The following is a 25925-nucleotide window of genomic DNA, read 5'->3' as shown; positions in this document are numbered from 1 at the left end:
GCCCGCAGACACGACGCGCCGCCTCTACGAGGCGGGGCTCTGGTGTCCTCCGGGCGCCAGTCCGTCCCCTCCGGGGACGGGGTCCCGGCCTCCGGCCGGGCCAACTGGCCTCGCGGCCTGTTGCTTTGAGCCATCACGGCCTGCAGCTGGCCGGGGTGAAGGCGCGCCCCTCCGGGGCTGCGCTGGCGGGCCACGAAGAAAAGAGCTCGGCCACGGTTCGCGTAGCCCTGTATGCATAGCGGGGTTCATTTTGGGATTTAGGGCCACTCCCCTACTCCCATGACGCCTCCCTGACTCCCTGTCAGATATGCAACTCGGGGAGGAATTTAGGTTCCGGTACAACTCCCCTATGTTCCGGGAGCCGTCACCTGCTTCCAGCCCTTTCTACCTTAACCATAGAGAGCACGCCAGGAATTACGGTAACTCGTTGTATGCGGGTGCGCGTGTTTCCCTTCACCGATTTTCTACAGAAGCCCCTTATCCGAATTTGCGGGCGGAGTGATGCAGCAGCCCATGGACAGAAGAACCCCGGAGGTGCGGTGCCGGCCCCTGGGGCCGACACGGTGACGAGCCGTAGGCGCGGGGATGGGTTCGGCTGGATCACCACTCGATGGGGAGAGTAGGGCTACTTGGCGGAGTCGGCCGGGCCTTGGCCACGAGGCGTTTTCGTCGACGTAGTGGCGAAGTGGCCGCTGACCTCAGCCACTGATACCTACCAGGATCAAGAAACTCCTGGTCAGGGCGTTGTGCGTGGGGACTTGTGTAGCTGCTGAGGTTGCATAGGTCTACCAATGTGTAGCTGCTGAGGATGCATATCGAGCCAGAAATGTCGGCGAGGCTGACGTCTGTGTGCGCGGAATGTCAGCGCTGCCGACGTTCCGGAGGTGGGCGCGGAGCGCTGATGTCAGTGAACGCGGAGGGCGACGCCGGGAAGTTGCGTACCTCGTGGGGGTGCACAACTCGCCGGAACGTCGGTATGGCCGACGTAATAGTCGGGCTGGCTGACATACTGGCGTCCTACGCGATCAAGGAAGTGGAGAGCCGCCTCGTGTCAGCCGAGCCACGTCGCCGGAGCGCACCAACGCCCATCCCGGCGCCGTCGCCTTCCGACGACGCCCTGTCGGCGTGGTCGAAGCCCGTCGCGCCGGTACGGGATCTGGATGCCCTTGCGCGCAAGTACCCCAACCGCAAGGTGTCGCTGGACAGCGAGCGGAAGCCGCTGGAGTTCTACTCCCCCGATGGGGCTCCGAACGCCTTCTCCATGGACTCCCTGGAGTTCTTCTTCCTCATCGCGCAGTATTTTCGAGAGGCACTGCCCCTGCGTCTGATCCTGTTGATGATCGCCTGTCAGCGGGCAGGCGGGCGCATCCACTTGACTCAGGAGGAGATGGCCACGGTGCTGGACGTGCATCGGGTGAAGGTGGGGGAGGCTCTCAAAGAGGTCATGGGCCACGGCATCGTGTTCAAGGTGAAACGGGGCGTCTATCAGTTCAACCCGCCCTTCTCCTACCGCGTGGCCGAGTTCATCCCCGGCACCGAGACGGTGGAGGCGGAGTACGTCAACGTGCCCCAGCACAAGACGATCGCGTCCATCCGGAAGAACGAGAAGCTGCCCGACCTCGTGAGGTTCCCCTCGCTGGAGCACATGCGGAAGGCCATCGAGGAGCTGAGGCAAGAGCGCGCCGAGCAGCGCGCGGAGCGGCGCCGGGCACGAGCCCAGCGTGAGGAGGGAACAATCCAATGAGCACCCTGCGATTCGCCTCGGTCAACGCCGACGGACTCCTTGCCGACCTCGACCTGCCTCCCGCCGCGTACCGAGCGCTGCTGAAGCTGCGCGCCATGAGCGAGGCCGGCGGGCGGATCCATACCGACCAGGCCACGATCGGCCAGGAACTGGGACTCAGTCGCCCCAGCGTCAACGCGGCTCTGCGCACCCTGGAGCTGGCCAAGCTGGTCAAGAAGGTCCGCAACGGCCTCTACCAGATCAACCCGATGCTCGCGGGCTACCACTCCCCCGAGGACGCCGTCGCCGCGGTGCAGGCGATGCCCAAGGACGAGCGCCTGGACGCCCGGAACTTCGTTCTCAACTATCGCCAGGCGGTGGCCGCCTACGAGGACCAGCTCGCCGAGAAGCGCCGCCGCAAGGACGACCAGAAGCGCCGGCAGGTCTTCAAAGCCGTCTCCTGAACGACAGCCCGGCCGTCGGCCGCCGCGTCCTGGACCAACTGCTGTACCTGCGGCCCGGAGACCAGCACGGCCGCGATCAGCCAGAACGAGATGTGCGCCGAGCTGGGCGCCAGCAAGCCGACAGTCAACCGTGGCTTCAAAGAGCTCCGCGAGTGCGGACTCGTCTGGAGTCTTGAAGACGGCCTCTACCAGCTCCACCCGCTGCTGACCGGCGGCGCCGTCTCCTCCCCCGTCATGCCGGTCCCGGAGATCAGGGCCGCCGAGCCCGGCCGCTTCACCGAGCAGCGACGGGCGAGGTTCGCCGCCCAGACGGCCAACCTCGCCGCCACCGGCTGAACACCTGCCAGGGGGCCTCCTGCGCCCTCCAGCGGACCCCTCTGCCCCTTCGAAGCCTCCAGGCGCTGCACTTCGGTGCAGCGCCTTCTTCATGCCCAGCCCCCGGACGCCGACGGCGGTAGCACCAGCTGAACCGGGTTGTTCTAGAGGACCAGAACAACCCGACTGCCGCACAGCTCCTCCCGCGCCCTTCCAAAGGGAGCTGGAGGACGCCATCCACGACGCCGCGGTACGCATCGAGGACGGGGAACTGCCCGAAATCGCAGCCCCGGTGTACGAGTCGGAGCACGGCCGCGAGCTCGGCGGCCGGTCACACCAGGTAAAACCCCACGTCTGGCTGTCTCCCGCCCATCAGGTCAACGGGCGCCGTCCAGCTCGGCGAGCAGCGAGGGGTTGACGGTGCGGATGATGGCCTCGACGTCGGCCCGGTTCGCAGCGTGCGGATGTGCCAGCAGGCCGGGCACAGCGGCCCGTCCTCGCTCAGGGCGGGGGCGCGTTCGGGGCGGGCCTGGCAGTCCGCGCACTCGCGCGCGGCGGGGCCGGCGCGGCGGTGGGCTGCTACCAGCTGCGCGGCCGAGGCGCTGGTCGGCTCGGACTCATCGACGCGGTAGAGGGTGGGGGTGGTGCGGCGACCGAGCCCGTCGTAGCCCTCGACACTCGCCGCCGGCGGGCCGGGCTCGCGCGGCAGGTCCATGCCCTTGAGTTGGGTCTTGGTCGCATAGACGCCTTCGGGCACCTGGCGCCAGGTGGGGAAGTGCGGGCGTTCGGTGGTTCCCGGGTCTGTCGTCAGTGTCATTTCTTCCTCCCGTTGGTCGGTTCCTTCTTGTGTTTCTCCGGTCCGTCGGTACTCGTCTGCGACGGGCTGGTTCGCTGCCTGTTGGATATCAATCATTGGCCCGGAAAAAGGGTAGTTGATGGTAGTCACTCGTTTTTTGCTTTTCCTCTATCGGTCAGCTCCGAGAAGGAAATAGACGTTGAAGGGCGAGGGTTGACCCCCTCCGAACGGTCTCCGGAGCGAGGTGGAGCCGGGCGCGGCAGGGGCGCCCCCGCCTTGGCGGCCGACGCCGCCTTCCGGGACGACACATCCCCGAGCTGAACACCACGCGCGGTCCGGCACCCGGCCCAGCCGGACACCGCCGCCCCCCGGACACCGCCACCCGGCTCGCAGGCCCAACGGCCCCAGCCACGAAACCGGCTGCCCCCCAGTCCCATACCGGCTGTTCTTGAGTTCGTTTGCGCGCCGTAGACCGCTTCCCACAGCCCCGGCGCGTAGGGACGGACCAGGACCGGCTCGGACGCGCTCATCCCGCCCCGCGCGGTACCGATGTACGGGAACCGGTGCCGGGCCGCCGCGACTCCGGCAAGAGGGCCGATGTCTTCCAGGGCACGGTCACTCTTGCCGCGATTCGGTGGTGTCTTCGCGACTGATCCCAGCTACGACAGCGGATGTCCGATGGTTGCCTTAGAGGTCATCTCATTTGGCTGGGTCGGTAGTCTGTCGGTCGTGGTGGGGATCGTTGAGCGGCTGGTGCCGGATGAGTTGTGGGAGTTGTTCCAGCGAGTGGTGCCGGAGGTACCGGCAAGGCCGCAGGGTGGTGGCCGTCGTCGGCACGGCGACCGGGAAGTGCTGGCCGCGATCGTGTTCGTGGCGACGTCCGGCTGTACCTGGCAGCAGGTGCCCGCAGCGTCTTTTGGGCCGTCCGGTGCCACGGCCCACCGCCGCTTCACTGAATGGTCGAAGGCCAGAGTGTGGGCGAAGCTCCACCGCCTGGTCCTCGACGAACTCGGCTCTCGCGGTGACCTGGACTGGTCCCGATGCGCGGTCGACTCGGTGAACATGCGCGCCCTGAAAAGGGGGACCTGACAGGTCCGAATCCTGTCGACCGGGGTAAGTACGGCTCGAAGATCCACTTGATCACCGAGCGGACCGGTCTGCCCCTGTCGATCGGGATCTCAGGGGCGAACCTGCACGACAGCCAGGCACTGATCCCTCTGGTCAAGGGCATACCGCCGATCTGCTCCCGCAGCGGCCCCCGGCGCCGCCGACCGGGCAAGCTCCACGCGGACAAGGGCTACGACTACTCCCACCTGCGACGCTGGTTACGCGAGCGCGGCATCACCCACCGCATCGCGCGCAAGGGAATCGAGCCCTCACAGCGACTGGGCCGCCATCGCTGGACCATCGAGCGCACCATGTCCTGGCTGGCCGGCTGCCGACGCCTCCACCGTCGCTACGAGCGCAAAGCCGAACACTTCCTCGCCTTCACCAGCATCGCCTGCACCCTCATCTGCTACCGCAGACTGGCCAAATGAGATGACCTCTTAGTCGTCGGCGGCGACGATGAGAGCGATCTGCCTGGCCGAGCGGTCGACGAGGACGAACTCGTGGAAGTAGTCGTGCACCCGTCCCCAGTCATGAATCGCTTCATCACCGAGCTCGTTGAGGTAGTAGATGCCATCAGCTGCGACCAGGCGGTCGAACACCTCCCGCTGCAGTTCTGCCTCCAGCACGGCGGGCACGTCCCGGAGCGGATCCACCCACTCCCGCAGGATCCGCACAGCTTTCTCCTGGCTGACAGGCTCGTAGACATCGGGGGTGATCAACCGTCGCCAGTACGGACCGTGCCGGGTGCCCTCCGGCAGCACTCCACCACCCGCATAGTCGTTCCGGAACTGCTCATGCCCAATCAGCGCGGCAAGCAGCCCTCCATCGTCCACGGACTGAGCGCAGAAGCGGAGCTGCTTGATATCGACCCACCGGAATCCGTGCTCCTTCGGGTCCGGGAGGTAGCGACGAAAGTTGATGAAGGCGCTTCCCTCGTGAGCGAGCTCGTTGTCCATTACCCCAGCCTAGAAAGCAGGCAAGGACCCTTACCGACCCACCAGACAGATGCTAGAGGACTTGTCCGGGCGATCTCTGAGGCAACGGTGCTGCCCGTGAATCTCATTGTCGAAGGTCTCGCCGAGTGAGGTAGAAGGGCGGTATGGATGCCGCCGTACTTGAACAGATGCTTGACGAGACCTTCGATCACGCGGTCGTGCACCACGGATACACCAACTACATGCGCGACTACGAGGTCATCGTCTACGCGACGGCAGATCCCCGTACCGGCATCACGCCGTCCCACCTGCGGTATCTCTTCCGATGCTGCGTCGAGGCCCGGTGTGAGACGTCAGTACCGGCGAAGACCTGGCGGGTCTCTTTGGACGACCGGCTCATCGACCACGAAACCGGTGTCGATCTCGACGGATACGTCTGGGGAGTGAGGTGGCACTGCCTGTACCCGGGAGCCAAGCTTCCCGCCGAGTCGGCGGCGACCCGCCGCTGGTCGAAGGCCCTTGGGATCGACTTCCACGAGGTTCTCATGGAGACCAACGCTCACAACCTCACCTTGCTCTTCTCCGAGCTTCAGGTGAGCGAGGTCCCGGTCGGATACGCACCCTTCGTCACGGAGTAGCGATCAGGGTTCGTCTCGGCAACGGCGGCTGTGCGGCGGGCGAGGTCGCGGATCCCCGGCAGTCGCCGTTCGTAGGGGAGGAGTTTCCTCGTGAGTTCGCGGATGCTTTCGCGCCGTACCTCTTCCGGTACGGCGCGCTCGGCTGAGAGCAGAGCGCGGTAGCACTCCTCCGGTCTCCCCCAGTCCTCGTACGCGCGTGCCACATCGATGCACAGCCGGGCCGCGCGCTCCCTCGGGAGCCCCCGGACAGGGAGTGCCCGGGCGGCCTTCACCGCGGCTTCCGGGTCGCCGAGGACTTGGTGGACGGAGACCTCGTGCAGGGCGACCTGGCGTGGCCCGAACCAGGCGCTGCCTGCGCAGCGTTCGCCTCCCAGTGCTTCCGCCGTGCGGTGGGCGGCGCGGATCAGCTCCCGTGCTCCGGCTCTGTTGCCGTGCTTGGCCGCGGTGTAGGCAGCCGTGGCGAGCAGGTTGCCGCCGTGCGATGCGCGGGCGGCGCGGGGGGCGGTGCGGTCGGCGGCGAGCTGGTCGGCCGCGCGGACGGCGGTCTGGACGGCGCGGTCGTAGCGGCCGGTGCGGCGGTAGCCGCTGGAGGCCATGCGGTACGCCTCGGCCAGGGCCAGCGCGTCACCGGCCTCGCGGGCGGTGAGGACGGCGCGGTCGGCGGTCAGTGTCACGGTCGTCTCCGGCCTTGATGGCCGCGCGGGCCGCGGTGGACAAGAGCGAGGAGAGGGCCGAGCCCCCGTCCTCGTCCCGGTAGGTCTCGGCCAGAGCGAGCTGGTGTGGGAGGCCGGCGGCCAGTTCGCGGTAGCGGCCCTGGGCGAGAAGGGCGCGTGACTCGGATACTGCCAGGGCCACCGTGGCGGTGGTGGCTTCGTGGCTGCTGGGTGGCGGTCCGTACAGCAGCGCGTCCTCCAGGCCGGACAGGTCCGGATCGGCTGCGGGCTGTGGCCGCGCGGTGGCCGCTGCGGGGAGGCCGGCGAGCACGGCGGTTGCGGCGGTGCCGGTGAGGGCGAGCATCTGGCGGCGGCGCACGGCATCCTCCCAGTCCTCGGCATCGGGACGTGACGGCACCCTAGTGGCCCGGGCGACGGGCGCGGCACCTGTTGGCGGCGACCCGCTCGAATGGGCCAGCCCGAGCTTCTCGGGGCCGATGCCGAGGACGGCCGCGAGCCGGGCGACGGTGGGCCAGTCCGGGACGGTGTGGCCGGTCTCGATCCGGCTGATGGCCGAGTGCGAATACCCGCAGCACCTGCCCAGCTGGGTCTGCGTCATCCGAGCGGCGGCCCGCGCACCGCGGATGACGGCCCCCAGGTCCGGGAGCGTGCTCGTGGACATCGACGCGGTCAGCATGAGGGTCCTCCCGCGCGGCCGGCGGTCAGCCTTCCCACGCTAGCGCCGCGCCCGCGCCCCCGACAGGGCACGGCAGCGCGACGCACGCCGTGTGCGGGATCCGCACACAGCGTGCGGCCGGGCCTGCCGCGTCTTCCCGGCGGGGTGTCGCGGCGGTGTGCTGGGAGTGTCAGGCACGAGCCGAGGCAAGGAGGCAGCGATGACGACAGGACTCGCTGAGAGGCCCGTCCTTCCCGTCGAGCGGGTACGGGATCCCAGGGCGTTCGTGAGCCCTCAGGTGTGGGAGCGGGAGGTCACTCTCCTCCAGCGCGACCACCCCTTCGACGAGGTGATGGCCGAGCGGCTGTTCGGGCAGGCAGTCGCCTACCTGATCACCGCCATGGAGAAGTTCGGGCAGGGCCTGGAGATGTGCTGCGGCAGGCTGGTCGACACCGCCGTGCATGTCTTCATCCTCGACACCCGCAACTACCGCGAATTCTGCGCCCGGCACTTCCAGGGCGGGTTCCTGGAGCACATTCCCGAGATCGCGTTCAAGTATGACGGCAGCGTGGAGCGCACCGCGACGATCCTGCACGAGAACGGGTTCGCCGTGGACTGGCCGCTGTGGGAGCACGACTACGGCAAGTGCGGCCCCTGCAGGCCAGGAGCGAACTGCCACTGAGCGGGCATGAGGTGGCCCGGACGCGAACGTTCGCGTCCGGGCCACCTCATGCCCGCTCAGTGGCGAAGTCCCGGCAAAGACGGCGTGCCGCGATGGAGGCCCCGCTACGGTGTCCAGCTCCACCGGACACACGAGGAGCCCCATGCCTCACCCGCCCGTCTCGCTCCCCGCGTACTGGGACCTGTACAAGCCCTACCGGGGAGAAGGCGACCAGCCGCCCCCGCCCGACGACCGGTTCGACTGGACGCAGTACCCCGGCCACGGCCCCGGGGCCGAACTTCTGGGTCCCTGCACCAGCGCCCTGGAACTCGGCCCCGGGGAGGGCGCGGAGGCGGCCTACCTCGCGCAGCTCGGCGTCCACGTGACGGCTATCGACCTCTCCCCCGTCCAGACCGAGCGCGCCCGCCGTTTCTGGGCCCACCTGCCGGGGCTCGATTTCCTCCACGCGGAAGCCTGTGCCTACCTTCAGGCCGCCGGCCCCTGCTTCGATGCGATCTACTCCAACTGGGGCGCGGTCTGGTTCACCGACCCGGAAGAGCTGATGCCCCGCATCCTGCGCCGCCTGGCCCCCGGCGGGACGCTGGTCTTCTCCCAGGCCGAGCCAGGAGATGCCCACGGGCCCCAGCAGATGGGCGGCAGGTGGCTGGAAGGACGGGAGCGGGAGCTGACCGTCCAGCGCTGGCAATACACCCCCCAGGCATGGACCGGCATCCTCAAACGCCACGGTTACACCGACATCAACGCCCGCACCCTCCCCGCCCCCCAGCCGGGCCGCTTCGGCACCCTCCTCGTCCAAGCCCACCGAGACCAAGCGTCCTGAACGAAGTCCGGCTCCCGGCATCAGAAACCAACCGGGCCGAACCCGGCACCACCCCCGGGTCTGCTTGATCATCCGGACGGTAGATGTTCGATGGACAGTAGGTCTAGGCTCCGCGAGTTGGTTCTGTTGAGGGAGCGGGGGCCGGGTGTACCGCGGACGGTTGGCGGCGAGGGTGTGGGTGGGTGGTGCGGTGATCGTGGCGCTGCTGTCGGCGGTGGGGTGCGGTGCGGGGTCGGTGATACCTGACGGGGCAGGGCACAGCAGTGCACCCTCGGATTATGGGGTCGCGGACTTGCCGGCCGGCCTGGACGCTGCGGGGCTGAAGAAGTCCATGCTCCGGTCGGAGAACCTGGCCACGGCCTGGGAGGTGGGGGCCAGGCCCTCGGCCCGTGACGCCCCCGCGGACCTGCCGTGCAGGAAAACGTCGGGCCCCACCAGGTGTGCCGGGCTGAAGGCTTCAGGGCGGGCGCGGTACGACGACCCGTATCAGACGGGCACGATCTCCATCGACCTGCAGGCGTACGAGAGCCGCACCGCGGCCCGCCGGGACTACACACGGCGCAAGGCATCCCTGGCCCACCAGCCCGGCCGCAAGCGCGCAGTGTCTCCCAAGGTGGGGAACGCGAGCACGATGCGCGAGAGCGTCGATGAGGCCACGGGCGAGACGACCGTCACGCTGGTGATGCGGGCAGGCACGGTCTCGGCCGTGACGCGGTACGTCTGCAACGATTCCTGCGAAGAAGACCCTGACTTCGGCGCCAAGGACGACCTGTTGATCTTCGCGACGATACAGTTCAAGCGCATCCAGTACGTCCAGCGCGGCAAAACACCCCCCACCCGGCTATGAGCCGCCCCGGCACTCCCCTGAGCATTCGCGCAGCTCAGGTCAGGGCGGTGGCGGAGGGGTAGCGCGAGACGTGCACGTGGTGTGTGGGCGCCACCGGTCGGTTGTCCGGACTATCAGAGGCCACTCCGCGAACGCGGCCGGGACGTCGAAGGCGAGCACCTCCACGACCGTCTCCCCCGCGTGCCGCCGTCAGTTCGCCGAGCACAGACGGTCCAGCTCCTCTCCGATCGCCCGACGCAGCAGGTCGTGCTGCGGACCAAGTGCGAATCGCTCGTCGGACCACCGGTCGCGGGGGTAGAGCCACACGGGCCTGCCAACCATGTCGGCGGGCTCCCACTCGAACCGTGGCCACACGTGCGCGTGCAAGTACCTTTCGGTGTTGCCGAGGATTTCCAGATTGACCCGCCGGAAGGCAGCGTCCATGCGACGGGATGCTCGCTCGACTGCCTCTCCGAGCCGGTCCATGTCGGACAGGAATGCCAGCCTCTTGTCCCCGGGCAAGTCCGACAGCCTCTCCACCTGGGGGTCATCCACCAGGAGCACCGAGTAGCCCGGCAGGAACTGCACATCGCCTATCGCGGCGAACCCCGCATTCAAGCGCCGCAGCACCGCAGGGTTTTCACGGCGCAGCGCACTTCCGATCCGATCCGTCCGCCAGTCACCAGTCACTGCAGGAGCCCGATGGTGCGGGCCTCGCGTGCCTGCTCGGAGGTGAGTTTGTGCTGGTTGTGGTGGGTGCGGGTGTTGCTGCGGAAGACGCCCAGCCGGATGCGGTGCTCCCTACCGTCGGCGCCGGTGACGGTCTCGGTGTGGGCGCGCGGGACCCGCAGGTGGCCCTCGCGGGCCTTGAACTGTCGGGCGGCGGCGAGGTTGATCTCCCACCGGGAGGCCCCGGCGGGAGGGGCCACGGCCGCGGGGAGGGCCCCGGCCGGGGCGGGGCCGATCCCCAGCGCGGCCAGGCGCTGCTGCTGGCCGTCGGTGAGGGTGTGCCAGGCGGCGGGCTGTTCGGCCAGCCAGGCGCCGACGTCGTCGCCGCCGAGGTGGACGCCGGGCTGGAGCTCGCCGGGGGTAGCGCCCTGGGAGAGGAGCCAGCGGGCCTTCGCGTAGTGGCGCTGCCAGGTCAGGGGCCAGGCGGGGTTCCAGTCCGGGTCGATGGCCTCCAGCCGCTCGCGCCGGGCTGTGGCGCGCTTCTTGCCCAGGCCGCCAGGTTTGCGCACCTGGTGCAGGCGCTCCCCGACCGCCACCCCGGCCAGCACCGCATCCCGCGGGGCGGCGAGGGTGTGGTGTCCGGCGAAGTAGAGGGCGCACACGTCCAGGAACTCGGTGAACGCCTGGTCGCGGGGGTCGAAGACAAAGCCCGTCTCGGCCAGCAGTTCGGTTCGCCAGTCGGCCAGGTCCCCGTGTCGCCAGGCGCGGCGCTGCTCGGACGCGAACTGGCCCACCTGATAGTCCACGGCCTGGTCGCCGAGGTGGACGGTGGCGGTATAGGGGACGTTGGCGTGCCCGTGCCCGGCGGCGAAGGTGCGGACGGCCTCCAGGCCGGTGAGCCAGGCGGTGGACTCCGGGCGCAGGACGCGGGTGCGCACCAGCCGGGCGATCTCCTCGGCGTCCCGGCCCCGGTCGGAGAAGTGCAGCAGGGGCAGCTCGCGGGCCGGCTCCTGCGCCGGGCCGTGGTCGTCGGCCGGCTCGGCGTCCTCGGCGGCGGGCTCGGTGCCGGTCTGGCGGGCGTCTCCGTGCGGGTCGGCGGCGAGTGTGTCTTCCGCTGTCCCGCTGCGGCGTCCTGCGGGACGCAGTGAGAGCTGTTCGATGATGCGCGGGTCGAAGGAGCGCAGTGCGCGAAGGACCTTCACCAGGGGCTCGAACGCGGCCGTTGCGGCCATGTCCCGGCCCTCGTCCTCCTCGGCCAGGAGGACGGGCACGACCAGCCGTGCGACCTTGCCCTCGTGCGGGGCCTGGCGCAGGGCGCGACCGACGGACTGGACGATATCCACCGGTGAGCTGCGCACGTCGGCGAACAGCACGCCGTCCAGGCCGCACCGTCCGGTGATGTCGGTGCCCTCCCCCAGCAGCCGACAGGTGCACAGGATGCGGAACTCGGTCTTGTGCCCTTCGGCGTCCACCCCGTTCGCGATCTGGTCGAGGACGGCGCGCTGGTGGGCTGCCGGGTGGAGGCCGCACAGCCACTCCCCCCAGATCTCCCCGGGGAAGCGCCCGGCGGCGCGCAGCTCGTCGGCGGCGTCGGGCAGGCCACGGGCGAAGGAGAGGGCCTCCTGGGTGCGGGAGTGGAAAGACAGCAGGCTGACGACGCCGGCGGTTTCCATGTGAGCGAGGGCGGCGGCACGGATCGCGCCCAGCCGCATCCCCCGGCGCTCCTCCAGGCTCGCGTCGTCGCCGGGGGGTGCGGGGTCGCGGATCTCCAGGACGTCGATCTCGAAGGAGGCCAGTACACCTTCCTCGATGGCCTGGCCGAGGGGATAGACGAACGCGGGCTTGCCGTAGAGGGCCTCGTCGTCCATCGACGCCACCAGCACCTCACCGCCCCCGCCGTCGGAGCCGGTGCCGCCGGTTTCCCAGATGCGGGGCGTGGCGGTCATGTACAGGCGCCGGTCGGCCGGGATACGCGTGTTGTCGTGGATGACCGCCCACGGCTTCGACGCGAGGCCCGCGGTGCGGTGCGCCTCATCCACGACCGCCAGGCCGAACCCGTCCAGCTGCTGCCCGAAGTTCCCGGCCAGCGCGCGCTCCAGGACGCCGGCAACGGCGCGCTCCTCGACTGCTTCTCCTTCGGCCGCGGCCTCGTCGACGTCGACGTCAGTGTCGTCGGTGGGACGGCCGGAGTTGCCCACCAGAGACGCGTAGGTGGCGAAGATCGTCACGGGGCCGGTGCCCGCCCACATCGCCAGCCGGATCGGGTTGGTCGTGCACCGCACATCCAGCTCGTCCGCCAGATACGCGCGCACCTCAGGGTCGCGGTCCAGGGAGCAGACCGCGACCGCTTGGCCACGCATGCCGTACTCGCGCCATTTGGTGACCGTCTGTACCAGCAGGTTGAGTGTCGGGACCAGGACCAGGACACGGCCGCGCGGCACGGTCCGGCGGGCCACCTCGTAGGCGACCAGCGTCTTGCCCGACCCAGGGGCGGCGACCACCTGAGTACGCAGACCGGCCGCGGGAATACCGCCAGGCGGTGCCTCCAGTGCGAAGACGGCCGCGTCGACGGCTTCCTTCTGCCGGAGGCGCAGCTCCAGGGGGCTGCCCGTGCTGTCTTCCTTCTCCATGCCTGCTGATCCCTCCCCTTTTGCCGGTCCGTGGCTGTCAGGCGGAGAAGCCGACGGAGGTGGCGTACTCGTACTGGCCCCACTGGGATCCCAGGTCGGTGAGCTGGTCATCCCACGCATCGGCGAGCGCGGCCTCGTCCTGGGCCGCCCAGGCTTCCACGATGCGGTCCCAGGTGCGGATCCGAAGCCGACGGAAGTCAGCCCGGTCGGTAGCGATGTGCCGCTTGCGGGGGTCCGCCACGGCGCGCTGGTCCAGCGGCTGGATCTCCACCCGGGTCCCCCCGCGGGCGTTGAGCCGCTGCAACAGGTGAGGGGCCACGTTACGGCGGCGGTGGGCACGGTAGGCCGCGTCGATCCGGGCAAGGTTGTCGCGGGAGGGGCTTTGTTTGTGCTGGAGCCAGTTGCGCAGCGTGCGGCGGGTGACGGTGATCCCGGCCTCTGCCATCGCCTGGCGTCCGGCGTCGGAGCGGGTGAGGTAGTTGAGCCGGGCGCCCAGGCCCCGGCGGCTGGTGACGGGTGAGCGGATGCCGCCCTCCATCGCCAGCTTGTCGAGGACCTCGCCGGCGAGGTCGGCGCTCTTGCGGCCTCGCGCGCCGTAGAGGCCGAACTGCATGGTGCGCTCCGGCATCCGTCAGTCCGCCTCTCGTTCGCGATAGCTGCCCTCGGCCACCTTCTCAAGCCGGTAGAGCTGCTTGGGCTTGACCTCGGTGACTTCACGCCCTTCCGGGAACAGCGGCGTATCCTTCCCGGCCGCCCGCGCGGTGCGCCAGTTGCCGGCGAGGTGGAGTTCGTCGGTGCCCATCATCCGCACCACCGTCAGCCCCGCCTGACGGGCGCTCCAGGCTTTGTGCCACAGGTTGGCGAACGCCTGGGAGCGGATGATGTGCATCCAGTCGCTCCGATACAGGTCCCGGTTGTAGTTGGACTCCCCCATCGTGGAGACCAGCTTGGAGTACATCGCCTTCACGTACTCATACGCCGCCTCCCCGTGCGCCGAGCCGGCCACCAGGGCGTTCGTACGCACCTGCACCAGCGCCCGTCGCAACGTCTCCAGTAGCTGCTCCGTCGACCCCGACGTCCACGACTCGTGGATCAACGGCCGCTCGCACAGGCCGAGCTTCGGGCCGGACAGGCGCAGCAGGAGACGGAGCGTGGATTCGGTGATCCAGATCTGACCGGGCTCTTCCCGGTCGCCGATCGGGTTCGGCAGGTCGGCATGCTCCCAGGCGGGCGGGGTGACCAGGTGGACCCCCGAGCGCTTGGTGTCGTGCGCCGGGCCGCCGGCGTCCGGGCCCAGGTGGTGTTCGAGCTGCCCGATGGGCAGATGGGCCTTGAGCGCGCTGAGGTAGGCACCGTTGATGTCCAGGGCCGTGACCACGCCGCCGCCGATCTGGTCGAGGACCTCGGGCGGAGCGGTGAAGTGGGGGCGGGCTTCCCAGATGTCGTCGGACTCCTCACGGCCCCGCTTGTGGAGGATGTCGGGCAGGTCGGGGTAGTTGCGGAAGTCGTAACGGCCGCCGGTCCGGCTCGCGTCCAGCAGGTCCATCACATCGGGGATCGCGGTCTTCTTCAGCGCCGCCACTGCCTCCTCGACCTCTCCCCCGGTGTCGGTGAGGACGGTATGGACCTTGCCCTCGATCCGCTCGACGAGACCGGCCACCGCACCGCTGTTCTTGTGTACCGCGGCTGACGGACGCGCGCGGGCGGGACCTGCGCTGCCCGCTCCAGCGCGCTGGGGACGGGGGGAGGTTGGGGCGGGGGGAGGTGAGGTCTGGGCGGGTCCGCGTGCGGCGCCCGCATGAGGCGCCGGAGCCGGGAGGGCCGGTGTGGTCGCGGGTGTGGCCGTGGAAGGGGCGGGCGGGGCGGGCTGGTCTAGGAGACGCAGGTGGGTCATGTCCAGCGCCACTTCCACGGCCGTCAGGGTGCCCAGGTCCCGCGCGGTTACCGTGATCCGGGCCGTGGCACCGTCGCCCGGCCGGGTCAGATGAAGGATGCGGTCCGCGTCCAGACGGGCCAGGATCTGGGCATCGTCGGTGTCCAGCAGTACGACCACGGCGGCCTGCCGGTCGGTAGCGAGACGGGCCAGGGACGTCATCACTGTGGGCAGGGCACGCCCCGAGAGCGGGGTGCCCTCCGCACGGGCGTGCTGAAGCCGGTCGACCACCACCAGACCCAGCCCCTCGATACGGGACGCCTCTTCGGTGATCGCCTGCACGGTCGGCTCGGGCCTGGTGAACGACAGGGGCGCCGCACGCAGCCGACTGTCCGCGTCGAGGACCGCCTGGCGCTGCCCGGCCGTGAGAGTGCCGGCGGCGAATTGGGCATAGGGCACCGGAGCTTCGGCCGCGATCAGGCGACGGGCCGCGACCTGCAACGGCACCCCGGAGGGGACATAGAGCACCGGGGTCGGCTGCTCAGAGTGGAACGCTGCCGCACGCGCGGCCTGCAAGGGCAGCAGGCTCCCGCCCGCGTTCGGCGGCGCGGCCACCAGCGTGACACTCCCCCGCGCCAGCCCCCCACAGGCCCGGTCCAGCGCGGCAACCCCCGTCGACAGCCCCGAGTGCTGCGGAGCGGTCTCCAGCAGGCCGTCCAGCACATCGCCGAGCCCGGTCACGCCCGGCTCCGCCTCCCGCTGCGGCTGCCCGGCCGGGGCCTGGTGACGAAGGACTATTGCGGCGGGACGCGCGCCGACCGTCAAAAGCTGCGGCTCCTCCTGGGCCGCGGAGATCAGACTGCCCAGCTCCTGCCGGGCCCGAGTGCTCGTCCACGTCCCAGCGGGAGCCCGGTCCGACTCCTCAGGGCGGCGCAGCAGAGCTGCTTGACCGCTCTTGGCGTTGGTCAAAACGACCTGATCGCCCTGCTGAAGGCGCTCGACCACTTCGCTCCACCGCTCCCGGGCCTGGGAGAGCGTCACATCCATCAAAGCCTCCTCGCTCGGTCTCCCATGATATCGCAGTATCTACTTTGCAGGTTGATGTATGAGGCATTTGCAAACCGCCGAGGAACGGGCCCCAGCCCCCCAGGTGTCCCCGGACGTTCAGGGTGTTTCGGGCCCCAGTCCCCCAGGCGTCTCACGGTCTCCCCCAGGATCTGTTGCGCAGGGTGAGGCCAGCGCGTCGGAAGGGGTCGTGCAAATGCTGCGTTACGAGCGGGTAGGGCCGCGCGGGCGCCGGCGGCTTCGGCTCGGTGGTGGCGGTCCGGGCCGCGAAAGCCAGCTGTCCGACGTCGACGTCCTGGACCAGGGAGCGAGTTCGGCGAGCAGCGCGGCGTGCGCGAGGAGCAGATCGCCTGTGGGCCGACGCCGGGCTGCCGCGCTCAAGTCGCCTGCCGTCTCCGGGTGTTAGGAGGGCGGCGGTGGGGGAGCGGAACGGGGCGCGCAAGGGCGCCAGACGCAGTACGCCAGCACTCCCGTCATCGACTTCGACGACGGCCAGCGGGCCGATCTCGAACCGCGGATCGGCGCCGTCCGCCGGGGCGTCAGCCGGGGCCGCCTTCTTCGCGCCCAGACGGCGCGACGTCGACTCCGCCGTCGGCCTGGTGGTGCGTGCCGGACGCGGCGCGGCCGCCGGAGCAGCGGCGGCCTCCGACTCAGTCGCCGGCCCGGTAAACGTCGTCCGACAACTCCGGCTGGGACACGGTGGCCGGGTCCGGTGCGGAAGCGTCGTGGGCGGGGTACTTCGCCGCCCAGCCCTTCAGCAGGCGCTTGTATGGCTCCAGACGCGGTGGCCTTGGCTCGCTCCGGGTCTCGTTCTCCCAGTTCTTCACCGTCTGCGTTGATGTCTTGAGCGCGGCCGCGAGGCGGGACTGGGTGACGCCGGCGGCCGCTCGCAGCCGGGCGCGCTCCGCAGGGGGCGGTAGCGGCTCCTCCTCCAGCAGCGCGTCGACGGACGCGAACAACTCTTCCTGGCTTGCCATAGGGCTACCTCCTGCGCCGAATCCTAGCATCTCTTAGCCCTCAAATGCGGATCCACTTAACCTTTGATGTAGCCTTCTGTTTAATCTATGCGGGTTGAGGGCTATGGCCGGAGGGATCACCTGGTGCAGCAAGACGGTTCAGTGGACGGGCCGGCCCCGGACGCGCTCACGGACCGGGAAAGCCTCGCCCTGCTGCGCCAGGTGATCCTTCCGGCCGCTATGAGCGGGGCTGTGCGCCAAGAGCGCCCCGTGGTCGTCGTGGTCGGAGGTCAGCCCGGGGCGGGGAAGACGCAGATCGCCGATCTGCTCGAAGCTGTTCTCCGGCGGCGGGGTGGCGCCGTGCGGGTGGGCCGCGACCTGTACAAGGCCGCTCACCCCGGCTACCTGGCCGCGCTCGCTGCCGATGTGCGCACCGCGGGCGCGGCGGTGCGCGAAGAGACCTCTCGCTGGCAGACGGCCGTCGAGGACCTGGTGCGCGAGCGGGGTTTCGATGCCGTGGTCGAATCCGCTCTCGCGGACATCGGTGAGTTCCGGGCATCGGCGGCCACCTACCGGGAGGCGGGGGCGCGCCTGGAGGTGGTGGCGGTGGCGACGCCCGAGGCGCTCAGCCAGCTGGGGATCCTCGACCGTTTCCTCAGCGAGCCGGTGCGGGGCGGTGGCCGGTACGTGTCGTGGGACAACCACGACACCTGCGCGCAGCGGATGCCCGCAGTGCTCGCGGCCATCGAAGCCGAGCAGCTGGCCGACCGCGTCACCGTGCTGCGCCGCGACGGCACCGTGCTCTACGCCAACGAACTGGTCGACGGCGCCTGGAGTCGGGAACGCCCGGCCGCGGCCCGGGCGGTGACCCGGAACCGCGCCCGGCCCTGGAGCGCGCCGGAGACCGCCGTCTTCCGTCGCGAGTTGGCACGCACTGATCGGCGCCTGCATCGCAACCTCACCTGCGACGACCGCCGCCTGGCGGTCCAGCGAGACGTCGAGCGTGCTGCCGCGTGGGCGGAGCCGGTCCGCCGTATAGCCCAGCCTCGCCGCCAGGCACCGGGGGTGGACTACCACCGGCTGTCGGCCGAGGAACACCGGTGGGTCTTCGAGGAGCTGATCACACCGTCGTACCTGAGTGGCATCGTCCGCCGGGACGACCCCCGCGGGGTCTACGTGCTGGGCCAGCCGGGGGCGGGAAAACTGCTGGCGGCCAGGATGGTGAAGCGGGCCGTGCGTCCCGGGACGGCGCATTTGCTCGGTGACGACTTCAAGGCGTCGCATCCGGACTATCTGCAACTGCTGACGGAGGATCCTCGAAACGCCGGGGCGGCGATCCGTGCTGACTACCGGGCATGGTTCGCCGAGGCTGAGGAGTATGTGCGGCGCGCACGCGGGGATGTGCTCATCGAAGGTGCGCCGGGCAGCACCGGTGAATTCCTCGACAGCGCCCTGCCTTTCGCGGGCGATGGATATCCGATCGAGTTGGTGGTCCTCGCCGTGCGAGGGGCCGACAGCCGGCAGGCTGCTGCGCTGCGATACGCCCGCGCCCTCCAGGCCGGCATCCCGGCCCGCTTCACCTCCCGCGCCGGCCATGACACCTGCTACCGCGCCCTGGACGACGTCGTTGCGCTCGCCCAGACGCACCCGGCTGTCACCGCGCTGACGGTGCTCGGCCGGAACGGGCAGGCACTGCTGCGGCAGGAATCCGGCTCCCCGCCCCACGCGTCCGCGGCGCTGGCTGCCGAACGGTCCCGGCCCTATACCGAGACCGAGGCCCGGCGCTTCCTGACGCTGCACCAAGGACTGCTGCGCGCATTGCCCCAGCACCGCGCCGAGCTGGAGGAGATCGCGGCGCTGGCCCGGCCGATGATGCCCGCAGCGGTGCGGCCGCCCCAGCTGGAGCGACCGCACCCGGTACTGCGGCATCTGCCCACCTCGGCGGCCGCCGCGCCCCGGCCGCCCGTCGCGGCATCGCGCACCTGGCCCGCATCGCCCGTGACTTCCCCACCGGCCTGGAGACAGCCCGGCAACTGGGCTGGGAGGGCCGCGGACACCGCGTCGAAGGCGACGTGTGGTGGCCTCACGGTGACCTCGGCCGCGCGGCCGCCGCCTACCGTGCCGCACGCGCCGAAGCCGAAGAACACGATGTCGCCGGCGAGCGTGCCACCTGCCAGGCCCAGCGTGCTCTCGTCCTGTCCTTCGCCGACCCCGCGGCCGCCGACGACGAGATCGACCTGGCCGAAGTGCTTCTCCAGGGCCTCGATCTGCGCGCCACCGCCCTGACCGTGCGCACCGCCGCCCTCGCCCGGGACGCCGGACGCGGCGAAGCCGGCGTCGATGACCGTGCCCAGGTGCTGCGCACCGAAGCCCGGCTCGCCGGCGTGACCGCCGCCGAGGCCACCGTCGAACTCGTCCTCGCCTTCCACCACGCCATCCGTGACGATCAGCAGCAGCTCGCCGACAGCATCCAGCACCTCAACGCCATAGCCGACCGGGGTGACTACGCCTCCTACGCCGACATCGCGCACTTCATGGCCAACCGCCCGCAGCCCGCCGGCTCATCTGCCTCCACCCGCTGGATCGGCCCCCCAGACCAGGTCCACACACGATGGCGCGACCTGGTCACCGCCCGCCGCTCGTACCTGGACGCCCGGCGCTGAACCCCGGCGCAGTCCCCGGAGGAAACGGCCCGCCCTCCCCGCCCTGCAGGGCGGGGCTCAGGTGGGGTCCAGCGGAGTGATCCCGGTCGCCGCGTACAGTCCGGGCTCCAGCGACAGCACGGTGAGCGGCTCGCCCGCCTTCACCGCGTGCCAGGCGACCGCCGCGACGTGGGCCACCGGCCAGTCCGCCTTCGTCCAGCCCATCGCCTCCACCGCGTGCGCGTCCGTGAACGGCACGCTCTCCGCGAAGCGCAGGGAGGCCGCGTGCTGGCCCGCGCCCGGGAGATGCCGCTCGGCAGCAAGCACCGCCAGGGACGGGATGAGGACGCGGCCGGTGCCGCGCGAGGCCTCGATGTAGAGGCCGGTGAAGAACGGGTCCGCGCGGTACAGGGCGGACACCGCGGTGTGGTCCAGGACAGCCGTCAAGCTCACGCGGCGCCGCCCTGGTGGGCACGGACCCTGGCCCAGGCGTCCTGACCGCTCTGCTGGACCTGCTCGGTGTAGTCGACGCCCAGCTCACCGGCTGCCTCACGCGCGCGCTGTTCCCGCTCGGTCTCCGTCAGCTCCCGGGAGGCGAGCTCCTCCAGCAGCTTGGTGATCGTGGTGCCGCGCTCACTGGCCAGGATGTGCAGCCGGTCGCGCACATCCTCACTGGTCTTGATGCTCGTCGCTTTCCCCATACCCGCGATTCTACCGCCGGTAGAACCCGTGGGTGCAGGATCACCTCTCACGGAGTGCTTCGAGTTCCGCCCGGGACAGAGTGAAGGGCGCTTTCCGCCCCCTCGCATGAAGCCTCTCCCGAAGTGATCAGCCTGCCGTGGCGGGGCTGACTCTTCCCCGATCAGGTGGTTTTGCCTTCCATCGCCCGCGCTGGTGAAGCAGCGGCGCTTGAATGCGGACGTGAACTCCCTTTCCCGCGGCCTGGTGGCCGCTGCCCTGGCCATGCCCCTTCTGGCCGCTGCCGTGCCGGCGGTCGCCACATCAGCCGTGATCGACTGCCCCAGTGGCTACGTGTGCATCTACCCCGAGATCAACTTCGGTGGCCAGCCGTGGGTCAAGCGCGCGGTCGACGGCAGCGTGAAGGGCCTGCCCACAGCCATCCGCGACCGGGGCAGCTCGGTGCGCAACAACTCCGAGCGCACCGCCCGCGTCTACGAGAAGCGCAACTTCGCCGGACGATGGGTGTGCGTCACCAAGAGCGGCGGCTCCATCCACGACCTGCGTGGCTACAACCTCAACGACCAGACCCGCTCTTTGCGCATCAACCGCAACGACTGCGGCTGACACCACCCCGCCGAAGGCGCGGTTGCCGGCCGTACGGCAATGTGGTGTACGCGATCAGGGCCCGGACCGTACACCGCCGCGACTACTGGCCAGCCCGCCGGGTGACCTTGCCGGAAGACCGCCGAGCTGTTGGCGGAGGCACGCGCGGACCGGTCGGGCGACCTGTGGCGCCCGACCGGGGTGTGCGCTCGGGGGCGACGAGCTGCCGCCGGACGCCGGCTCCCAGGCATAGGGCCCTCCACCGCGCCATTCGATCAGTGGGCCGTCCAGCGCGACTTCGTCCGGGTTCAGCCCGGCACGGCGTAAGAACTCCAGCAGGTCAGTCACGCCGTAGGCCCGGCCGAGGATCGCCCCGTCAGCGCGGACCCGCCCTCCTCGTCGGGCGGATACACGATGATCGGAGCGGTGGCCATACATAAACCGTGCGGCCAGCACCTGACGCACTCACCCTGAGCGCAGTTAGACGGCCCCGGACTGCAGGGTGGCCGGGGCCCTGCGTGGCGGGCCCGATGAGTGGGCGATCAACAGGCTGAGGCAGTCCCGGGCCGTGGCCACTCGCTACGACAAGGGCAGATACGTCTACCGCAGCACAGCCACCGCAGCAGCCCTCCGGGCATCGCCTATTTCTGAGCACGGTTAACTTCCCCAACCCTGTCTGTCAGTTTCAGTCTGCTCTCAGGCGATGGTGGTGCGGGCCAGATGCGGATCAGATGTTCTTCCACCATGTGCTCTCCCCCGGAGGCGTCGATGAACTCCGCTTCGTAGCCGGCGTCTCGACCGCGGGCGTGAACACGCAGCCGGTAGATCTCCCGGCTTGCCGGGAGTTCCACGTCACCGATATGGATGCCATCAGGCACGAACACACTGATAGCGTCCCCGGTGATTACGGCGCTGACTTCGACGACCTCCTCCCAAGGGCCCAGGTCGAGAGGAGGTTCGCTGTCATCGATTCCGAACTCAACGGGAATATCGCCGGAGTCCACACCGGTCAGCACCACAATGCGCCCCTCGGAATTCCAGAGCAAACCATTTCCCCCTTTGAAGGGAATGGCGTCGGGATCCCATGCGGCCCACTCCAGTGTGTACTGGTGGTAGGCCGCACTGACACGCAGGGATGTCTCACTCAAGGTTAAACCACCACGTAGAAGGCCTCACCGTTGAGGGCCCGCCAGTCGTTGTGGGATCCGGTGATGTAGCCCCCTTGCTTGCCTTGCTCCCATGCGGGCACCCAGGCGACGCCACGGTTCTTCTTACTCAGAGCCGTACCGCCTTCGCGGGTGCTGGCGAAGGGGTACTCGTCGCAGCTGACGCCCGGCCGCGGGCGAGGTCCAACAATGCGCCTGCCGCACACGGCCCTACGGTTCTTCCCTTGCTTCGTCGCATCCATCATCCGATGCAACGGGTGACCGCTGTGCAGCTTCCCGTAGTGACCAGGGCTGTTGTTCTGAATGCGGCGGATGTTTGCCGCGATACCAGGGAGTTTTTTCATCGCGGTCATCACTTCCGGGAACTTCGGAATCACGCATCCCACGGATCGCGTCTTGATCTTATCGTCACAGCGATAACCGATAGACTTGTAGGTGGTGGCTGCTGGTACGTGCGGAGGCTTCGAAACGGTCCAGGTGTAGCGAGTGGCCGTGGAATGGACCTTGTCCTTCTTCACCGCGTCGGCGTAGGCAATTGTACCCTTGATGATATCACCCTGCTTCAATACCCTGTTTTGCGGAAAATTGTTCGTGGCCCGGCAAGGGGATCCGCAGGAGACTGCCAGGGTCTCACGAATACCTGTCGCTTTGCCGGTGATGCTGTCGACCTTCCGGACAATGGTCTCTCGAAACTTACGACTCTTGGTGCTGAACACCAGTGCATGGGTTGACGTGCTCTTGACCTCACCGATGGGAACCCCCCGCTTGTTGAAGACGGTGGTCGTATGCTTGACAACTCGGCAGGACTGGACGCGGGTGTAGGTGCCACATGCGGCTGCAGCGGCAACGCCACCTGCCAGGGGCTTCGGCAACATGGCGGCAGCACCACCTGCCAGGGTTGCCAGGGGCTTCGGTGACATGGCAGTAGCACCACCTGCCGGAGTCATGGGCGTGGCAGAGGTGGTGGTGACGAGCCGCTGTCCACCCTGGGGGCCGCTACCCCCCTCGGAGGGAGTCGCTGCGGATGTACCGGGTAGGGCGAGGACGCCGGCAAGTGCGGCGGTGCTGGCAACGGCTAAGGCAGAACGTACCTTGCGCATGTGGGATCTCCCCCGATGGTCGTGAACGGCTACTCACCCAAAGACTGCTGACCTTGACGGGTGTAAGCGACGAAATCGGCTGTCTCGAACAGCCTCGAAATTCCGCAGTAATCACACTGCTCCACCAGCCTTGCAAAAAACCTGCAACAAACCTTGAATCGCTACTCGCAGAAGCGCTGCGCGAGGGCGGCGGCCGGCGGCGGCGTCACGCGGCGGGTGGGAGGCGCGGCGCGCCGTCGGCGTGCGACGGGGCCTTTACAGCGACTACCTCACGCCCGTTCCCGCGGCGTTCTTGGGCATGTTCACTGTCCCAACAACGCGAGCGGCAATGGTCCTCGCTGTCTTGAGTGCCAGCGCACGGGCGAGCCGTGAACGCCACCGCCGGACTCACCTGATCACGCCGTCACAGATATGCAGGTAACAGTGCATGGGTTCTACTTTTGGGCCCTCAAAAGAGGGCCCAAAGCAGGATGCCAGACCCGATCACTTCGTCTCGATGGCGCTCTTCACCTCATTGAGGTCAAAACCGGCCTCCATCACCCCGTGGGCGATGGCAAGCAGGGCGTACACCGTCGCCTTCTGTCCGGGGTCGTTGATGCTCCCCAGCAGTTCCTCAGCCTCGTTCGCGAACTTCCGTGCGGCTGGCAGGTGCTTTGACACAGATCCCCCTCATGGGCGACAACAACGCACCATGCTTCCCCAGGTACCCGCGTCAGCACACTGCATAGAACAAGGTCAGAAAGGCGAACAGCCCAAGTTGCCGAGCCGCTGGAGAAGTTCACCCAACGCGTCGAAGACCACCGCAACGAGCAGCAGCGGCGCCGCCAGCAGCAGTTGGACCAGCCCGCCGACCAGGCCACGCCCACAAGCCAGCTGCCGGCGCCCTGACCCCGGGCCTCAGCCCTGCGGATGCCGACGGACTCCTCCTCTGCGTACGAGTGCGTCAGCACATCGTGTGGTTTCTCCCTTCTGCGGTGCAGATGGGCGGGCTCATGCCGCTAGGAATCACCACATGAACACCCTGATGCGCGGTCTGCTGGCCGCCACCTTGTCCGCATCCGTGCTGTCCATTGCCGCGCCCGCGCTCGCCGAGCCGGCCGCGCCAGGTGCGGAGCGGGTGCGTGTGCCTGTGGCCGACGCGATCGAGCAGCTCACGGTGCAGACCGAGGACCGCACTGGCTACAAGCGCACGTCCTTCAAGCACTGGATCGACGCCGACCGGGACGGCTGCAACACCCGCCAGGAAGTACTCATCCAGGAGGCCGTCGAAAAGCCGGCCGTGGGCAAGGGCTGCTCTCTCACCGGCGGTCGGTGGCATTCCTACTACGACGGCCAGGACACGAGCGACCCCCGCAGCCTGGACATCGACCACATGGTGCCCCTCGCCGAGGCATGGGACTCAAGTGCATCGAACTGGGATGCGAAACAGCGGGAAGCCTACGCCAACGACCTCGGCAGCGAGCGCTCCCTGGTGGCCGTGACCGCGAAGCACAACCGAGCCAAGGGAGACAAAGACCCCACCGACTGGTGGGTACCGAGTGCCGACGCGTCCTGCCAGTACCTGTCGGACTGGGTGGCCACCAAGACCCGCTGGAAGCTCACCATCGACCAGGCGGAGAAGCAGGCCCTCACCGACCGCGCCGCCCAGTGCCCCGATACCCGCATCGACACCGAACTCGCCCACTGAACACCGTGCTGGCTCCCCTCTGGCGGGGGCGGGAGCCAGCACGCCCCTTGAAGATCCAGCTCCTCCAGTGACGCGCGGCATCGAAACAGCCAGCCGGGTTGCTGAGCGCGCTCGCCGAGCCAGGCAGCTCCTGGCTGATCGGGCGGTTCAAACCTCGGTGATCTCGTTCGACTGCATGGTTCGGTTCCTCCTTCTCAGCGCAGTTGCTCGGCCAGTCCGACGATGATTCCCTCCGGGCCGCGGAGGTAGCAGAGCAGATAGCTGTCCTCGAACCGGGCGATCTGGCCGACGAGTTCGGCGCCGTGAGGGCGCAGGCGGGCAACGGTGTCCTCGATGTCGTCGACGGCGAACATGACGCGGTGCGTGCCCAGAATGTTGTGCGGCCGGTTGCGCGGCCCGGCGCTGATCGCCGCGGGGCTGCGGTACTTCGCCAGCTCGAGCCGGCTGTGACCGTCCGGGGTCCGGACCATCGCGATGTCACAGCGGACGCCGTCGAGTCCGGTGCACTGGTCGGCGACGAGGCCCTCGACCTGCGCCCTGCCCTCCAGCTCCATACCGAGTTCCACGAAGAACGCAATGGCGGCATCCATGTCCTCGACGACGATGCCGACGTTGTCCATCCGCTGAATCGCCATGCTGGTTTCTCCTTCTTCCCCGTGCGGCCGGTGCTGGCCGCTGATGTCCCTGGGACGGAGCCGGTGGCACGTTCTCGACATCCACAGACCGCCGAACTCCGAAAAACCTGGATCACACTCAGCACCACTCCGCTGGTGACGCCGATGCTGGCGGCACGGGCATGCCCGTCCCAGGGACACCTCCGGGTCGGTGCACACTCGCGACACCCGTTTATCCCCCGCGCTGCACCCTGGTGGCCGTGTGCCTGCTCTGTCCCCGCCGATCGCTCCCATGCTCGCCCGCCCGATCGAGGACCTTCCCCGCCGCCGGGGGCTTTGGTACGAGGCCAAGTGGGACGGCTTCCGCTGTATCCGCTTCGCGCGTCCCGGCGGCACCTACCTCCAGGCCCGGCGGGGCACGGACATGGGCGGCGCCTTCCCCGAGATCGTCCGGGCCGCCGACCAACTCGCGGAGCTGCCGGCGCACGGTGATCCGTCGGCCGGGGCAGCCATGAGGAGGCCCGGCTACTTAACCCCCGACCAGATTCGGCTCCGGGCCGAACTGGAGGAAGCCCGTTCCCTGATTCGGACTTGTCTGATT

Annotated in this window: 27 protein-coding genes; 12 read left to right on the top strand and 15 right to left on the bottom strand. The window is 69.1% G+C overall.

Annotated elements, in window-relative coordinates; all coding sequences use genetic code 11:
- Positions 1 to 901: 901 nt before the first annotated feature.
- From OHB04_RS41600 to OHB04_RS41590, 3 genes are all read left to right on the top strand, one after another.
- Entirely contained in the window at positions 902 to 1744 is an 843-nt protein-coding gene (locus OHB04_RS41600) for a hypothetical protein (protein WP_326693153.1), read from the top strand.
- Positions 1741 to 2187 carry a MarR family transcriptional regulator gene (locus tag OHB04_RS41595; RefSeq protein WP_326693154.1) on the top strand — a complete coding sequence of 149 codons (447 nt, stop codon included), beginning with the start codon at positions 1741 to 1743 and terminating at the stop codon, positions 2185 to 2187. The genes OHB04_RS41600 and OHB04_RS41595 overlap by 4 nt, the downstream gene beginning before the upstream one ends.
- A gap of 90 nt (positions 2188 to 2277) precedes the next feature.
- The gene (locus tag OHB04_RS41590) at positions 2278 to 2523 is read left to right on the top strand and encodes a hypothetical protein (RefSeq protein ID WP_326693155.1); all 246 of its coding nucleotides are present in this window, start codon (positions 2278 to 2280) and stop codon (positions 2521 to 2523) included.
- A 310-nt stretch (positions 2524 to 2833) separates the two neighbouring features.
- On the opposite strand, the gene OHB04_RS41585 is transcribed toward OHB04_RS41590, so the two are convergent.
- Positions 2834 to 3319 (bottom strand): hypothetical protein, encoded by a 486-nt coding sequence (locus tag OHB04_RS41585; RefSeq protein WP_326693156.1) that lies wholly within the window; start codon positions 3317 to 3319, stop codon positions 2834 to 2836.
- Between the two features lie 657 nt (positions 3320 to 3976).
- Between OHB04_RS41585 and OHB04_RS41580 the strand changes: the two genes are divergently transcribed.
- A protein-coding gene (locus OHB04_RS41580; RefSeq protein WP_326693157.1) for an IS5 family transposase occupies positions 3977 to 4836 on the top strand; the annotation gives its coding sequence in 2 pieces (ribosomal slippage) (positions 3977 to 4376 and positions 4376 to 4836; 861 coding nt in all).
- A gap of 9 nt (positions 4837 to 4845) precedes the next feature.
- On the opposite strand, the gene OHB04_RS41575 is transcribed toward OHB04_RS41580, so the two are convergent.
- On the bottom strand, positions 4846 to 5364 hold the full coding sequence (locus OHB04_RS41575; protein ID WP_326693158.1) for a hypothetical protein: 519 nt from the start codon (positions 5362 to 5364) through the stop codon (positions 4846 to 4848).
- A 143-nt stretch (positions 5365 to 5507) separates the two neighbouring features.
- On the opposite strand from OHB04_RS41575, the gene OHB04_RS41570 reads away from it, so the two are divergent.
- Positions 5508 to 5981, top strand: coding sequence for a YxiG-like protein (locus OHB04_RS41570; protein WP_326693159.1), 474 nt, complete (start codon positions 5508 to 5510; stop codon positions 5979 to 5981).
- Here the strand turns inward: OHB04_RS41570 and OHB04_RS41565 are convergent.
- Positions 5933 to 6655, bottom strand: a complete 723-nt coding sequence (locus tag OHB04_RS41565; RefSeq protein ID WP_326693160.1) for a hypothetical protein — start codon at positions 6653 to 6655, stop codon at positions 5933 to 5935. The two genes, OHB04_RS41570 and OHB04_RS41565, sit on opposite strands and share 49 nt — an antisense overlap.
- Entirely contained in the window at positions 6606 to 7331 is a 726-nt protein-coding gene (locus tag OHB04_RS41560) for a helix-turn-helix transcriptional regulator (protein ID WP_326809668.1), read from the bottom strand. Before OHB04_RS41560 ends, OHB04_RS41565 begins: the two co-directional genes overlap by 50 nt.
- 199 nt (positions 7332 to 7530) lie before the next feature.
- On the opposite strand from OHB04_RS41560, the gene OHB04_RS41555 reads away from it, so the two are divergent.
- The 3 genes from OHB04_RS41555 (at position 7531) to OHB04_RS41545 (ending at position 9659) form a co-directional block, all read left to right on the top strand.
- Positions 7531 to 7992: a glycine-rich domain-containing protein gene (locus tag OHB04_RS41555; RefSeq protein WP_326693162.1), complete on the top strand. Its 462-nt coding sequence runs from the start codon at positions 7531 to 7533 to the stop codon at positions 7990 to 7992.
- A gap of 142 nt (positions 7993 to 8134) precedes the next feature.
- The gene (locus tag OHB04_RS41550) at positions 8135 to 8812 is read left to right on the top strand and encodes a class I SAM-dependent methyltransferase (RefSeq protein WP_326693163.1); all 678 of its coding nucleotides are present in this window, start codon (positions 8135 to 8137) and stop codon (positions 8810 to 8812) included.
- Between the two features lie 190 nt (positions 8813 to 9002).
- Entirely contained in the window at positions 9003 to 9659 is a 657-nt protein-coding gene (locus OHB04_RS41545) for a hypothetical protein (protein ID WP_326693164.1), read from the top strand.
- Between the two features lie 189 nt (positions 9660 to 9848).
- Here the strand turns inward: OHB04_RS41545 and OHB04_RS41540 are convergent, their stop codons facing one another.
- The 5 genes from OHB04_RS41540 to OHB04_RS42140 all read right to left on the bottom strand — a co-directional run bounded on the left by OHB04_RS41540 (position 9849) and on the right by OHB04_RS42140 (position 16852).
- The gene (locus OHB04_RS41540; protein WP_326693165.1) at positions 9849 to 10328 is read right to left on the bottom strand and encodes a diadenosine tetraphosphate hydrolase; all 480 of its coding nucleotides are present in this window, start codon (positions 10326 to 10328) and stop codon (positions 9849 to 9851) included.
- Entirely contained in the window at positions 10325 to 12937 is a 2613-nt protein-coding gene (locus tag OHB04_RS41535) for a DEAD/DEAH box helicase (RefSeq protein WP_326693166.1), read from the bottom strand. Before OHB04_RS41535 ends, OHB04_RS41540 begins: the two co-directional genes overlap by 4 nt.
- A 37-nt stretch (positions 12938 to 12974) precedes the next feature.
- Entirely contained in the window at positions 12975 to 13565 is a 591-nt protein-coding gene (locus tag OHB04_RS41530; RefSeq protein ID WP_326693167.1) for a transcriptional regulator, read from the bottom strand.
- A gap of 3 nt (positions 13566 to 13568) precedes the next feature.
- Positions 13569 to 15857 (bottom strand): DnaB-like helicase C-terminal domain-containing protein, encoded by a 2289-nt coding sequence (locus OHB04_RS41525; protein ID WP_326693168.1) that lies wholly within the window; start codon positions 15855 to 15857, stop codon positions 13569 to 13571.
- 668 nt (positions 15858 to 16525) lie between these two features.
- Entirely contained in the window at positions 16526 to 16852 is a 327-nt protein-coding gene (locus OHB04_RS42140) for a helix-turn-helix domain-containing protein (RefSeq protein ID WP_405807801.1), read from the bottom strand.
- 123 nt (positions 16853 to 16975) lie between these two features.
- Here OHB04_RS42140 and OHB04_RS41515 point away from each other — a divergent pair, with 123 nt between their 5' ends.
- On the top strand, positions 16976 to 19117 hold the full coding sequence (locus tag OHB04_RS41515; protein WP_326693169.1) for a zeta toxin family protein: 2142 nt from the start codon (positions 16976 to 16978) through the stop codon (positions 19115 to 19117).
- Positions 19078 to 19494, top strand: coding sequence for a hypothetical protein (locus OHB04_RS41510; RefSeq protein ID WP_326693170.1), 417 nt, complete (start codon positions 19078 to 19080; stop codon positions 19492 to 19494). Before OHB04_RS41515 ends, OHB04_RS41510 begins: the two co-directional genes overlap by 40 nt.
- Positions 19495 to 19551: 57 nt before the next feature.
- On the opposite strand, the gene OHB04_RS41505 is transcribed toward OHB04_RS41510, so the two are convergent.
- Both OHB04_RS41505 and OHB04_RS41500 read right to left on the bottom strand, forming a co-directional pair.
- Positions 19552 to 19926, bottom strand: coding sequence for a hypothetical protein (locus OHB04_RS41505; RefSeq protein WP_326693171.1), 375 nt, complete (start codon positions 19924 to 19926; stop codon positions 19552 to 19554).
- Positions 19923 to 20174: a hypothetical protein gene (locus OHB04_RS41500; RefSeq protein WP_326693172.1), complete on the bottom strand. Its 252-nt coding sequence runs from the start codon at positions 20172 to 20174 to the stop codon at positions 19923 to 19925. Before OHB04_RS41500 ends, OHB04_RS41505 begins: the two co-directional genes overlap by 4 nt.
- A gap of 220 nt (positions 20175 to 20394) precedes the next feature.
- Here OHB04_RS41500 and OHB04_RS41495 point away from each other — a divergent pair, with 220 nt between their 5' ends.
- A complete protein-coding gene (locus tag OHB04_RS41495; RefSeq protein WP_326693173.1) occupies positions 20395 to 20778 on the top strand; it encodes a peptidase inhibitor family I36 protein in 384 nt (127 codons plus the stop codon).
- Between the two features lie 620 nt (positions 20779 to 21398).
- Here OHB04_RS41495 and OHB04_RS41485 read toward each other — a convergent pair.
- From OHB04_RS41485 to OHB04_RS41475, 3 genes are all read right to left on the bottom strand, one after another.
- Positions 21399 to 21905, bottom strand: coding sequence for a hypothetical protein (locus OHB04_RS41485; protein WP_326693174.1), 507 nt, complete (start codon positions 21903 to 21905; stop codon positions 21399 to 21401).
- A gap of 2 nt (positions 21906 to 21907) precedes the next feature.
- Positions 21908 to 22843, bottom strand: coding sequence for a NucA/NucB deoxyribonuclease domain-containing protein (locus tag OHB04_RS41480; protein ID WP_326693175.1), 936 nt, complete (start codon positions 22841 to 22843; stop codon positions 21908 to 21910).
- A gap of 663 nt (positions 22844 to 23506) precedes the next feature.
- Entirely contained in the window at positions 23507 to 23683 is a 177-nt protein-coding gene (locus OHB04_RS41475) for a hypothetical protein (protein ID WP_326693176.1), read from the bottom strand.
- 352 nt (positions 23684 to 24035) lie between these two features.
- On the opposite strand from OHB04_RS41475, the gene OHB04_RS41470 reads away from it, so the two are divergent.
- On the top strand, positions 24036 to 24710 hold the full coding sequence (locus OHB04_RS41470; protein ID WP_326693177.1) for an HNH endonuclease family protein: 675 nt from the start codon (positions 24036 to 24038) through the stop codon (positions 24708 to 24710).
- Positions 24711 to 24904: 194 nt separating this feature from the next.
- On the opposite strand, the gene OHB04_RS41465 is transcribed toward OHB04_RS41470, so the two are convergent.
- Positions 24905 to 25345 carry a VOC family protein gene (locus OHB04_RS41465; protein ID WP_326693178.1) on the bottom strand — a complete coding sequence of 147 codons (441 nt, stop codon included), beginning with the start codon at positions 25343 to 25345 and terminating at the stop codon, positions 24905 to 24907.
- Positions 25346 to 25925 lie beyond the last annotated feature (580 nt).

The organism is Streptomyces sp. NBC_01775 (genome assembly GCF_035917675.1).
Classification (GTDB): Bacteria; Actinomycetota; Actinomycetes; order Streptomycetales; family Streptomycetaceae; genus Streptomyces.
This window is presented reverse-complemented; position numbering and strand designations above follow the sequence as displayed.